We start from the raw sequence: 12,650 nt of genomic DNA, 5'->3' as shown, positions 1-12,650 counted from the left end.
GTCGTCCAACGCGTCGTCGTCGAACGAAGCGTGGGGTAGTCGTATCGGCCTGATCCTCGCCATGGCGGGGAATGCGGTCGGACTCGGCAACTTCCTGCGCTTCCCGCGCCAGGCTGCCGCCAATGGCGGCGGATCGTTCATGGTCCCGTACTTCATCGCGCTCCTCGTCATCGGCATTCCGTTGATGTGGATCGAGTGGGGCATCGGACGCAACGGCGGACGCTACCGGAAGGGGCACTTTCCCGGGATGCTCGCCGCCATCTGGAAGCACCCCGCCGCGAAGTACGTCGGCGTCGTCGGGATGGTCATCCCGCTCGCCGTGATGATCTACTACACCTACCTCGAGAGCTGGACCGCGGCCTTCGCCATCTTCTCGCTCACGAAGGACTACTGGGGGCTCACCACGCAGGAAGGGATGATCGGCTACCTGCGCTCGTTCCAGGCGATTCACGCAGAAGGGGCCACCGTCTATCACAGCACGTGGACTCCCTACCTGTTCTATGCGGGAACGCTCGCGCTCAACATCTGGGTCCTCTCCAAGGGGATCTCCGGAGGGATCGAGAAGCTCGCCAAGATCGGGATGCCGATCCTGTTCCTCTTTGCGATGATCCTCGCCGGAGTCGTCCTCTTCATGCCTGAACAGGCCGGCATCGGGACCAACCCCATCAGCGACGGTCTCGCCTTCCTCTACACGCCGGACTTCAGCAAACTTGGGGAAGCGGGGGTGTGGCTTGCCGCCGCCGGACAGATCTTCTTCACCCTCTCCGTCGGCATGGGGTCGCTGCAGGCATACGCCTCGTACCTCAGCACCAAGGACGATATCGCGCTCAACGGTCTTGCGACGTCGGCCACCAACGAGACCGCGGAGGTCGTGCTCGGCGGCTCGATCGCCATTCCGGCGGCAGTGACGTTCTTCGGGGTCAGTGGCGCCATGGCGATCGCCAACGGTGGCTCGTTCGACCTCGGCTTCGCCACCATGCCGGTGGTCTTCCAGCAGATCGACAAGACGCTCCCCATCGGCCCGCTTCTCGGCTTCATGTGGTTCGGGCTCCTCTTCTTCGCGGGAATCACCTCGTCGGTTTCGATGCTTACCCCGATCGTCGCCTTCTTCCGCGAAGAGTTCGGGGCCAAGCGCGAGACGGTCGCCTGGGCTCTCGGTGGGTTCTGCCTCGTCTTCGGGATGATGCACGTGCACTGGCTGCAGCACGGCTTCCTGGACGAGTGGGACTACTGGGCGGGAACCTTCGGCCTGGTCCTCGTCGCCGTCGTCGAGACGATTGTCTTCATGTGGATCTTCAAGCCAAACGAGGCATGGAAGTCGATCCATCAGGGAGCGGACATCCAGATCCCCATCATCTTCAAGTTCATCATGACCTACGTCACCCCCCTGTACCTCTTCGTCCTGCTGGGGTGGTGGGGCACGACCGAGGCGCTCCCGATCCTCTTCAACGAACGTTCGGCGGGAGGCTCGTCGCCCGTCGCCGCGGCCTCGTGGCCCTATGTCGCGGCCTCGCGGTCTATCCTGCTCCTCTTCGTCGTCATCGCCGCGGTCCTGGTGCGAATGGCGTGGAAGCGTAACAGGTACGACGACAGGAAGGGCTTCGTGGAACTCGCCACCAACCGCGCGGAGGGCTGATCATGAAACCGTGGGTGATCTTCTGGGCGGTGAGCTGGGCCTTCGTACTCGGCCTCACCGGGTGGTCGTTCAAGCGTCTCCTCTCCGACGAGGGCAAGAAGCACTTCGATCCGGATGGAGTCGGGCCCGCGTCGCCGCCCGTCAAGGGAAAGGCAGAAAAGAAGAAGTAAGGCTCCGCCGGCTTCGTCGACTCGAGCGCGCCGTCACTCTCTATCGGAGTGACGGCGCGTTGGCGCTAACCACCTCCACGCGGGTCGTCGCCCCAGGCCTCCGCCCAGCGGGCGATGGCGCAGAACGTCTCGTCCAGCGCGCGCCCCTTCTCCGTGAGCGCGTACTCCACGTGTGGCGATCCCCCTGCCGTCACGTTCCGGGTGACGATCCCCTCGTGTTCGAGTTCACGGAGCCGCTCGGCGAGCATCCGATCGCTCATCTCGGGGATCGCCGCCGCGATACTGCCGAAGCGCGCGCCCCCTCCCTGTAGCACCCGGAGGATCGCTCCCGTCCAGCGCCGGCCGATCAACTCCACGGCGCGATGAAAGCGAGGGCACAGCGGACGCGTGTGCGATTCGATCATGCTATGAACTTACATGAAATAAGCGACTTGACAATAATTGACGTGTGCTGTAAACTCTCTTACCAGAAGTAAGTGCTTGCCTGCCCGGCTCACGGCGTCCGGGAGAACCGCGCCGAAGGCACGAGCCGTACCAACTCAAGTAGATGATCTTAAAGGAGTTACAGCAATGACTGCCATCGCCCCGCAACCCGGCCTCGCTACCTGGTCCATCGACGCCGCACACTCGCACGTGGAGTTCGCCGTTCGCCACATGATGGTCGCGACGGTCAAGGGTCGCTTCTCCGACGTCAAGGGAACGGTCCAGTTCGACGGAACGGACCTGTCGACGGCGTCCATCGATGTCGAGATCCCCATCGAGAGCATCGATACGAGGAACGAGCAGCGCGACACGCACCTCAAGTCGCCGGACTTCTTCGATGCGGCGAGCTTCCCGGCGCTCACCTTCAAGAGCACCAGCATCACCCCCGGGAAGGACAACGCGTTCACGATCGTGGGACTCCTCACCATCCGGGGCACGACGAAGGAGATCACCCTCGCCGCCGAGTCGCACGGGATGCTCCGTGATCCCTGGGGGATGGATCGCGCGGGCTTCAGCGCCACGGGGAAGCTGAATCGCTTCGACTACGGGCTGGCCTGGAATGCCGCGCTCGAGACCGGTGGGCTCGTGGTGGCGCCGGACGTCAAGATTTCGCTCGAGGTCGAGATCGTGAAGCCGGGGAACTGAGTCGGTGCCGAGGGGGCCGGGACGCCGCCGTCCCGGTTGACCTCCTCCGCCCTCTCACCCTTCGAGGCAAGCGACAACGGCGCCCGGCGACTTACGTTCGCCCGGCGCCGTTGTCCGTCCCTCGATCCCTAGAAGCGCTCGAACGACCGCGTCGGCGCGCGACGCCCGTCGCCCACGTACACCCACCGCACGTCGCGAATGTATTGCTGCGCGGCCCGCTGGATGTCCTGTGGCGTCACCGAGCGAAGTTCCTGCTCGAACCGGGCCACCGCCCGGATGTCGCCCTCGAAGAGATAGGATCGCGCCAGGAAGTCGGCCTGGTTGGCGTTGGTCTCGTTGTCGAGGTAGAACTGCGTCAGGAACTGTTGCACCAGCCGCCCCAGCCCCTCCTCGTTGATGGTCCCCGTGCGGAGTGCCGCCAGCTGCTGTCGCATCAGGTCGACCGTGAGCTCGGGCTGTACCGTCGTGACGTACAGCCCGCCAGACGCAACGGCCCGCTCCAGAAAGGGGGCATCGACCGCATACGTCAGGTTCCGCCTCGAGCGGATCTCGGCGAACAGCTGCCCCGCCAGCACCGCCGCCGCGATACGCAGGGCGTGGTAGTCCTTCGTCCCCGCTCGCGGCCCCGCGTAGCGTCCCAGGATGTAGTTCGTCGGAAGCGAGCGCTCCACGGTGAACGACGTCGCCCTGGTGCGCGGCAGCGTGTCGGGGAGCGTCCAGGTGTAGTGCCCATCGGGCAGCCGGCCCAGCGTCTGGCCAATCAGCCGCTCCAGCTTCGCCCGCGACAGGTCCCCCACCACCACCAGGAGCATTCGCGATTTCACCATCTGCTCGGCGTGGTACCGCCGCAGCCCCCTCAGCGTGATGCGGGAGAGTGACGCCTCCGTTCCGGTGGGAGAGATGGCGTACGGATGCCCGGCGAACGCCACGGAGTCGGCCAGGTACTCCAGCAGCGCGTCGGGCGAGTCCTGTCGCTGGCTCACCCCCAGCAGGAACTGCTGGCGCACCAACTCCACTTCCGCCGAATCGAGGGTCGGCTGCATGAGCCGCGAGGCGAAGATCGCCCACGTGCTGTCGAAGGTGGCGCGTGTCGCCCGAATCCCGAACACCGTCCAGTCCGGGTCGGCGTCCACCACGATCCCCGTGCCCAGTCGAGCCATGGCACGCCGCAGCCGGTCCCTGGAGTAGGCCCTCGTCCCCCGTTCGCTCGCTTCGAGCAGGAATGGCTCGATCCCCGCATTGCCCACCGTCACCTGCCGCACGCCACCCAGCAGGTACAGGTTCGCGACGGCGATGTCGCCAGGTGCACGCCGGTGGATGACCCGGATCCCACCGCTCACGTACGTCACCGTGCCGGTGTCGGCCGCCGATTCCATCGTCGCGCTCGTCGGCGACGCCTGTGCGCGCGCCGTGTGACGAGGTCCGGCGAGCGCCAGCGAAAGGGTCATCACGATCCACGGAACGCGGCGACACCAAGACCAGCTGGCGGCAGCCTTGGCGCTGACGGCGCCCGGTCGAACGCGCGGTCCAATGCTCGGCCACCCTCGCACCGCTTCGGCCCTCACTGCACCGCCCTCGGCTTCAGGTCTTCCTCCGTCAGTCCGATGCGCCTACGCGACTCCGGATCGATGAGGACTCCGATGACGCGCGGCTTCCCCACGATGTACTTGCGCGCGTACCCCTGCAGGTCGCGCAGCGTCTGCTTCGCCATGCCGTCGATGTATCCCATGTAGTAGTCCAGCCCCGACACGCTCCACCAGAACCCCAGCGTGTGGGCGAAGCCGCTGGCGCGGTCCTCCCCGTACGCCGTGCTCACCGCCCGCTGGGCCTTCACGTTCACGAGCTGCTCCGGCGTGATGTAGCCGGGATCCGCGAAACGGCCGATCTCGCGATCGAGCGCCGCAATCGCTTCCTTCACCCGCTCCGGCGTCGTCTGTCCCAGGATCGAGATCGGGCCCTTCTGGTTCAGCGTGTAGTAGTTGACGCCCACCGACTGGAACAGCCCCGTGTCGACCAGGCGCTGCTGCAGGGTGGAAACCGGCTGGTTGAGCGCGTCCGAGAACACATCGGCCGCGTACGTCGCCGCCGGATCCTGTCGTACGCTCGGCCCCTGCCACTCGATCATCACCGTCACCGCATTCACCGGCTGTTCCACGATCACCGCCTCGCTCCGGGCGAGGTCGGGAATCGGCGGCACCGGATTCTTCGCGAAGGGATCCTCGCCGCGCTGCCAGTCACCGAACACCGACTCCGCCAGCTGAAACACCTGCGCGGGATCCACGTCGCCGGCCACGATGAGGGCCGCGTTGTTCGGCACGTAGTACTTCAGCTGGATCTCGCGCATCTTGTCGGGTCCGACGGTCTGCAACACCGTGCGCTCGCCGATGATGTTCTTGCGGCTCCACTGCCCCGGATACAGCCGCTTGCCCATGGTCTCGGTGAGCGCGAAGAAGGGGGAGGCCTCGTTCCGGTCGTATTCCCCCAAGACCACCTGACGCTCGCGCTCCAGCTCCTCGCGAAGGAAGAGTGGCTCGCGCAACGCCGCAGCCACGAGGCGCATCCCGCCCTCCAGCGAATCCTTGGGGAGCGTCATGTAGTAGTTGACGCGCTCCTCCTGCGTCGTCCCGTTGAACACGGCCCCCAGCTCGGAGGCCCGCTCGATGAACTGGTCCGGGCGCGGTAGCTGCGCGTTGGCCTTGAAGAACATGTGCTCGTACATGTGCGCCAACCCCTCGTATCCCGGGGGCTGCGTGAACGAGCCGTTCCGCACGTTGATTTCCACCGTGGCCAGCGGCACGCCATGGTTCTCGGCCACGATGACCTCCATCCCGTTGGCGAGCACCTTTTGGTGAACGAACTTCTCCAGGTTCACCCGCTGCGCCTGAGCGCCCGTCGCCACGGTTGCCACCATCGCCACCGCCATACACGCGAGGACGACCGAAGGGGTGAAGGCCGGGGGGCGAGCAGGCTTGCGGGGACGGTTTGCGGATCGCGTTGCGCTCATTCCCTGTCGACTGAAGGCATCCTGTCCGCTGGCGGGCGATTCCCCGAGCGGCTTTCTTTCGCGCTACCATGACGAAAACGCCTGCCACCGTCGCCGCGTTCGTCGATGCGGCACGCCGAACCCTCGACTGCGAGCACCTGAGGCGCGACGAGGTGCTCGCTCCATACACCACATTCAAGATCGGCGGTCCGGCCGACGTGATGTACGATGCCACGTCGGCCGACGATCTGGCAGAGGCGGTGCTGCTCGCGCGCGCCACGGCCACGCCATACTTCATCCTCGGACTGGGCGCCAACATCCTCGTCGGCGACAAGGGCTTTCGGGGTGTCGTGATCCGCAACCGCGCGGCGGCGCACTCCCCCGTCGGCGAAACCGGGCTGCGCGCCGAGAGCGGGGCGACGATCCGGGACCTGATCTTCATCGCCATCGGTCGGGGACTCTCCGGGCTCGAGCACTACATCGGCATTCCGAGCACCGTGGGAGGAGCGGTCTGGCAGAACCTGCACTTCCTCTCGCCGGCCCCCGGACGAGAGCGGACGATGTTCATCGCCGAGGTGGTCGAGTCGGTGGAGCTCCTCACCGAGAAGGGGGAACGTTCGACGGTCGACCAGGGGGCCATGGCCTTCGGATACGACACATCGCGCCTCCATCACACGCGCGACGTCGCGCTCGCCGTGACCTTCCGCCTGACGCCCGGCGATCCTTTCGTGATGCACCGTATCCTGCAGGAGAACCTGAGCTGGCGCGGCGCGCGACACCCCTGGCTCGACATTCACCCCAGCGCCGGCTCGATCTTCAAGAAGATCGAGGGCGTGGGCGCAGGGCGACTCATCGACCAGTGCGGCCTCAAGGGGTTCCGCATCGGCGGGGCACAGGTCTCGCACATCCACGCCAACATCATGGTCAACCTGGGCGGCGCCACGGCAGCGGACGTGCGCGCGCTCATCGCCCACGTGCAGCAGGCGGTCGAGGCGCGACACGGCTTGCACCTCGACCCGGAGGTCGGCTTCGTCGGAGAGTTCTGAGCGCGGGGAGGCGCACCTAACGAGTACTCCCTTCCCGCCTCCTGCCGTCCAGGAACGCGGCGATGCGCCCCAGCGCCTCCTCCAACTCCCCGATGGGCGCCGTGTACGACAGCCGGAGGAACTCGTTGGCGCGGTGTCGTCCGAAGTCTCGACCCGGCGTCACCGCCACCCCGGTGGCATGCAGGAGGTCGCGGACGAACTGCCAGGAATCGTTCGTATACGCGCTGCAGTTCACGTACACGTAGAAGGCACCGTCCGGCGTGCACGCCACCTCCAGCCCGCGCGCGGCCAGCGCCGGCACGACGAAATCGCGCCGACGATGCAGCTCCGCGCGCTGCCGGTCGTAGATCGCGATGCTCTCCGGCTCCAGCGCCGCGACCGCCGCCCACTGCGATGGTGCCGGTGGCGCGATGAACAGGTGCTGCGACAGGCGCTCCACGGCATCCAGGTACGGCTCGGGCACGACCATCCACCCCAGGCGCCACCCGGTCATGCAGTGGAACTTCGAGAAGGAGTTGACGATGAAGACATCGTCGCCCAGCGCCGCCCCGGTCTGCGGGTGCGTGTCGTAGGTCAGCCCGTGGTAGATCTCGTCGACGATGAGCGTCCCGCCCCGGGCGCGCACCACCTCGTGGATGGCACGCAACTCTCCATCGGGAATCGTCGTCCCCGTCGGGTTTGCCGGCGAGGCGACCAGCACCCCGCGCGTCTTCGGGGACCAGTGTCGGTCCACGAGCTCCGCCGTCAGTTGGAATCGCTCGGCCGCGCCCACGGGGACGAGGCGGGGAGTCGCGCCGCAGAAGGTCATCAGTGCCCGGTTCGACGGGTACCCGGGATCGGCCATGATGAACTCGTCGCCCGGCTCGGCGAGGACGCCGAACGTGAGCGTCAGCGCTCCGGACGCCCCCACGGTGACCATGATTCGCTCGGACGGGACCTCGATGCCGTAGCGTTCGCGGTACTGCGCCGCGATCGCACGGCGCAGTTCGGGAATCCCCATGGGAACCGTGTAATGCGTCTCACCGCGCCGCAGCGCCGCCACCGCGGACTCCACCACCCGTTCCGGGGTGGGGAAGTCCGGTTCCCCGACCGACATGAAGATGGTCCGCCCATCTCGCGCCAGCTCCATCGCCTCGCGGAAGATGGCGACGGCGTAGAACGGGTCGGTGAGTCGCACTCGGTTGGCGATGTGGGCCCCGTGGGGCACATGGCCCCCGTGGGGAACGTGAGCCGGCGGCGTGTCGGGCATCGGAAGTGGGGCTTCAGGAGGTGGCACGTACGTCGGGCGTTCACCGCACCCGAAAGCAATCGGTCCCCTCGCACGCCGGCAACCGCCCGTCCGGCTGTATCTTCGCAACTCGAGCCGACGACACGCCCCACTTCTCGTCTGCTCGTCTTCTCGTCTTCTGCCCCTCTCCCGTGTCCCTCGTCTCCTTCCAGTCCGTCACCATCGCATTCGGTGGGCCGCCCATACTCGACGGGGCGTCCTTCTCCATCGAGCGCGGCGAGCGCGTCTGCCTGCTTGGTCGAAACGGGGCGGGGAAGAGCACGCTGATGAAGCTCCTCGACGGAACGGTCCTCCCCGACGCGGGAGACATCGTGCGACAGGGCGGGGTGAGTATCGCGCGCCTGGAGCAGGACGTTCCCGACATGCTCGACGGCTCCATGTTCGAGATCGTCGCCGAGGGGCTGGGCGACGATGGAAGGTTGCTCTCCCGATATCACGAGGCGTCGCTGCGCGTCGGCGTCGATCCTTCGCCAGCCAACCTGAAGGCGCTCGATCGGCTGCATCATGCCCTCGACGTCGCCGACGCCTGGCAGCTGCACACCCGGGTCGCGACGGTGCTCCAGCATCTCGCCCTCGATCCCGACGCCCGGTTTGCCGACGCGAGCGGCGGGCGCAAGCGACAGGCGCTGCTGGCGCGCGCCCTCGTCAGGCAGCCCGACCTCCTCCTGCTGGACGAGCCGACGAATCACCTCGACATCGAGGCGATCGAGTGGATGGAAGGCTACCTGATCGAGCGCGGCATCACCCTCCTCTTCGTGACCCACGACCGCGCCTTCCTCCGGCGACTCGCCACACGCATCCTCGAACTGGACCGCGGGCGCCTGTACGACTGGGGTAGCGACTACGACACGTATCTCGCGCGCAAGGACGCAGCGCTCGAGGTGGAGCAGAAGGCGTGGGACGAGTTCGACCGCAGGCTCGCCATCGAGGAGCGATGGATTCGCACCAGCATCCAGGCGCGGCGAACCCGGAATGAGGGTCGCGTGCGCGCCCTCGAGTCGATGCGGCGCGAGCGCGGTGAGCGCCGCGATCGCACGGGAACCGCCAAGCTCGCCGCACAGGAGGCCGAGCGATCAGGACGCCTCGTGGTCGAGGCGCGTGACGTCTGTTTTGCCCACGGCGAACGCACCATCGTGCGCGATTTCTCCGCCACCATCATGCGGGGCGATCGCGTCGGGCTCGTCGGCCCCAATGGCTCCGGCAAGACCACGCTCCTGCGTTTGCTCCTGGGTGAGCTCACCCCCGGCAGCGGCACGGTACGACACGGATCGGGCTTGCAGGTCGCCTACTTCGACCAGCTGCGCGAGGCGCTCGATCCCGACCGAACCGTCTTCGACAGCATCGCCGATGGCGCCGACTTCGTGCGGCTTGCCGCCGGGCCACGACACGTGCATGGCTACCTGCAGGACTTTCTCTTCACGCCCGAACGCGCGCGGACGCCGGTGCGCGCCCTTTCGGGCGGTGAGCGCAATCGTCTCCTGCTCGCGCGCCTCTTCACGCGCCCCTTCAATGTCCTGGCGCTCGACGAACCCACGAACGACCTCGACATCGAGACGCTCGACCTCCTGGAGGAGCTCCTCCTCGACTTCAGCGGGACGCTCCTCGTCGTGAGTCACGATCGTGCCTTCCTCGACCACGTCGTCACCAGCACGCTGGTCATGCAGGGGAGGGGAGTGGTGGGGGAGTTCGCGGGCGGCTATTCCGACTGGGTCCGCCAGCGCCCGGCACCGGCAAACCCTCCTCCTGCCCCCAAGCCGGCGGCCAACTCTCCCTCGCCGCCCGCAGCACGGCGCCGCGACAAGCCGCGGAAGCTCTCCTTCAAGGAACAGAAGGAACTGGACACGCTCCCCGAACACATCGACGCCCTGGAGCAGGAAAGAACGGCCCTCTATGGGCGCCTCGCCGATCCCACCGTGCTGCGCGACGGTGCCGGCGTCGCGACTGCGAAGGCCCGGCTTGCCGCAGTCGACGACGCGCTCGCAGCGGCCATGGCTCGCTGGGAGGAGTTGGAACGCATCGCCAGCGGGATGTGAGCCGTGGCCGAGTCGCCGCCCATGACGCACCCTTCGGTCACCGATCGTGCACTGATGGGTTCGCGCGTCAGAACCCTTGCGAGAAGTCGAAGAGGAGTCCCCACTTCGATCCTCGGTCGACCGCCCGTGCAAAGCCCGCTCCCACGGCGCCTCCGAAGAAACGCATGCCCAGGGTCACCGAAGTTCGCACCCCTCCCGTCGTGCGCGACGGCGATCGCGTGGTAGGCGAGCCGCCGGTGTCCCCGGCACTCGACGGCGCCGGTCCCTCCCCACTCCACCCGAGCTCGCGCATCGCCGCCCATCCGCCCGCCCCTCGTACCTGCGTCCATCCGCTCTGAACCCCTGCCGCCAGTGCTGGGGCAATGGGCGGAAAGTACCAGCGCCGCACGCGAATCGGCGACTGCATCACGCCCAGTCGGTACATGAGCAGGGCACGTGCCTGCGCCGCCTCGGTTCCCGCAAACTCCTTGTAGCGATAGCCGGGGAGATGCTGGGACCGGCCGAGCTCGAAGAGCTGCTGCGGCGGCGGCGAGGAGCCCAGGACCGTGCCGACGTCGCTGCGCGCCGCGACCGTCCACCGTCCCGCGCTCTTCCGCGCAGTCAGTCGCCCCTCCAGGCGCGCATAGCGCAGCGAGCCCCGCGCCACCTCGGCACTCACGCGTCCACCGATGCCGCTTCGCACGAACTCTGCGCTCACGTCAGGGTGCCACTCCAGCGATCCCCAGGACCGCCAGTAGTTCCCTTCGCGCACGCCGCGGTTCTCGCGAAAGGCCGAATCGCCCGTGAACAGGCCGTGAGACACCCTCCGCCGCACCATGCGATCGCTGGCCGGCCCCGTCTCCAGCCGCAGGATCGCGGTGCGCCCCTTCCCCAGCTGCCGCCAGTAGCCAAGCGCCGCCAGCCGGCGGTCGACATAATCGTAGTTGTCCGAGGTGAACAGCGGCCCCACGATGCTCCCGCTGTCGAACACCTGCCGGAAGTCGTTCGTGATGTCGAGCGTGCGCCCTGCTCTCACGATGTAGGTGTTGGCACCGCGCACCCAGTCTCCTCCCACGCGCCCCCGAAGCGTTGACTCTCGCCAGGCCCATCCCGCGTTTCCGCGCACGACGAGCCCGGGAACGGCGTCGCGGAGTCGCCACTCCGCGCCATACCCGGTGTACAGCCCCTCGACACGGTTGAAGTGCACGGCGTCCATGACGCGTTGCACCCGCCAGACCAGGAGCGGGCGTCCGGTCGGGCGCCATGCGTCTGGGCCAATGTCGTTGAAGTCGTCGCTGTGGACGCTCCCGGTCGCGTCGCCGATCGCCGTGCGCCAGCCAGCGTCCCGGGCCAGGCTATCCGGGGTCGCGTAGGTCAGGGCGAACGGTTGCGCGACCAGCGTGTCAGCCGCCTCGGCCAGCGATGACTCCACCACGCGATGGTCGCGGAATCGCGTGATGATGCGGAATACCGAGCGCGACGCCGTCGCCGCCGTGACTCCCAGCTGCGCCTCGAAGCGCTGGTACGTCGGGAGCCAGTACCGCCCCGCGACCTCCCCATTCTCCAGCTCCAGGTAGGCCACCACCTCGACCCGGCCCAACGCGGCGAGACGACCCGCCAGTGAGGGCGGCGGGCGATGACGGACGAATTGGCCGCGCATGCGCACCAGCACGTGCCGCGAAGCGTCCAGGTCGAGCTCTCCCTGGAATGCGATCACTCCCTCGGGTACCTCTCCCCTGGGCTCGGCCACGATGCGCACGATCGGGATCTCTCGACCATCCACGCGCAGCCGCACCAGGGTGTCTCCCCCGGAAAAGCGATAGATCCGGTCACGGTCGTCCGCGAGTGGGTGCACCGCGACCAGGCGTTGCGGCCTGCGACTTCCTCCACGGCCCTGGCGCGTCGTGTCGCGCCCGAACAGGAGCGTGAGTCGGTTCCCGTACAGCACGGGCACCGTCCACGCCTGCCGAAAGTAGGAAAGCGATGAGAACTGCAGGCCCATGGACTCGGCGCGATACCCGACGACGTGCTGCTCGTACGCGCCTGGACGGGCCCAGCGCACCTCGTTCCGGGTCTGCTCGATCGAGACGACCCCTTCATGCCCCTCGCTCCGCCGGGCGATGATCGCCATCTCGCTCTCCGCCGAGGCCCGATAGCCCGCGAGCGTCTCGGGCACGCGACGATTCAGTCGCGCCGCCTCGCTCACCAGCGCGCGCACCGATGCGGAGGCGTAGATCGAGTCGCCGGCGCCAGCGCGCGGATCCTGCACCGCGGCGAACTGGGAGGCGAGGAAGAGGGCCAATACGTGCATCCTGGACAGGTGACGGTACCGGGCTGGACCGGTGGACGAGCCGGCGCCGGCGCTCGCGCCCCGGGGAATGACTGCT

At 67.5% G+C, this 12,650-nt stretch carries 9 protein-coding genes; 4 read left to right on the top strand and 5 right to left on the bottom strand.

What is annotated here, in order from left to right:
• Positions 1 to 61: 61 nt before the first annotated feature.
• Positions 62 to 1,636 carry a hypothetical protein gene (locus tag ABS52_02050; GenBank protein ODT04958.1) on the top strand — a complete coding sequence of 525 codons (1,575 nt, stop codon included), beginning with the start codon at positions 62 to 64 and terminating at the stop codon, positions 1,634 to 1,636.
• A gap of 235 nt (positions 1,637 to 1,871) precedes the next feature.
• On the opposite strand, the gene ABS52_02045 is transcribed toward ABS52_02050, so the two are convergent.
• Complete coding sequence (locus tag ABS52_02045; protein ODT04957.1) at positions 1,872 to 2,210, bottom strand: MarR family transcriptional regulator; 339 nt, start codon at positions 2,208 to 2,210, stop codon at positions 1,872 to 1,874.
• 166 nt (positions 2,211 to 2,376) lie between these two features.
• Here ABS52_02045 and ABS52_02040 point away from each other — a divergent pair, with 166 nt between their 5' ends.
• On the top strand, positions 2,377 to 2,934 hold the full coding sequence (locus ABS52_02040) for a hypothetical protein (protein ODT04956.1): 558 nt from the start codon (positions 2,377 to 2,379) through the stop codon (positions 2,932 to 2,934).
• Between the two features lie 128 nt (positions 2,935 to 3,062).
• Here the strand turns inward: ABS52_02040 and ABS52_02035 are convergent, their stop codons facing one another.
• Both ABS52_02035 and ABS52_02030 read right to left on the bottom strand, forming a co-directional pair.
• Entirely contained in the window at positions 3,063 to 4,382 is a 1,320-nt protein-coding gene (locus tag ABS52_02035) for a hypothetical protein (protein ID ODT04955.1), read from the bottom strand.
• Between the two features lie 113 nt (positions 4,383 to 4,495).
• Positions 4,496 to 5,857: a hypothetical protein gene (locus ABS52_02030; GenBank protein ID ODT04954.1), complete on the bottom strand. Its 1,362-nt coding sequence runs from the start codon at positions 5,855 to 5,857 to the stop codon at positions 4,496 to 4,498.
• 149 nt (positions 5,858 to 6,006) lie between these two features.
• On the opposite strand from ABS52_02030, the gene ABS52_02025 reads away from it, so the two are divergent.
• Complete coding sequence (locus ABS52_02025; GenBank protein ID ODT04953.1) at positions 6,007 to 6,963, top strand: UDP-N-acetylenolpyruvoylglucosamine reductase; 957 nt, start codon at positions 6,007 to 6,009, stop codon at positions 6,961 to 6,963.
• A 16-nt stretch (positions 6,964 to 6,979) separates the two neighbouring features.
• Here the strand turns inward: ABS52_02025 and ABS52_02020 are convergent, their stop codons facing one another.
• Complete coding sequence (locus tag ABS52_02020; protein ODT04952.1) at positions 6,980 to 8,212, bottom strand: hypothetical protein; 1,233 nt, start codon at positions 8,210 to 8,212, stop codon at positions 6,980 to 6,982.
• Between the two features lie 170 nt (positions 8,213 to 8,382).
• Between ABS52_02020 and ABS52_02015 the strand changes: the two genes are divergently transcribed.
• Entirely contained in the window at positions 8,383 to 10,284 is a 1,902-nt protein-coding gene (locus ABS52_02015) for an ABC transporter ATP-binding protein (GenBank protein ODT04951.1), read from the top strand.
• 67 nt (positions 10,285 to 10,351) lie between these two features.
• Here the strand turns inward: ABS52_02015 and ABS52_02010 are convergent, their stop codons facing one another.
• The gene (locus tag ABS52_02010) at positions 10,352 to 12,565 is read right to left on the bottom strand and encodes a hypothetical protein (GenBank protein ODT04950.1); all 2,214 of its coding nucleotides are present in this window, start codon (positions 12,563 to 12,565) and stop codon (positions 10,352 to 10,354) included.
• Positions 12,566 to 12,650 lie beyond the last annotated feature (85 nt).

The organism is Gemmatimonadetes bacterium SCN 70-22 (assembly GCA_001724275.1).
GTDB lineage: Bacteria > Gemmatimonadota > Gemmatimonadetes > Gemmatimonadales > Gemmatimonadaceae > SCN-70-22.
This window is presented reverse-complemented; position numbering and strand designations above follow the sequence as displayed.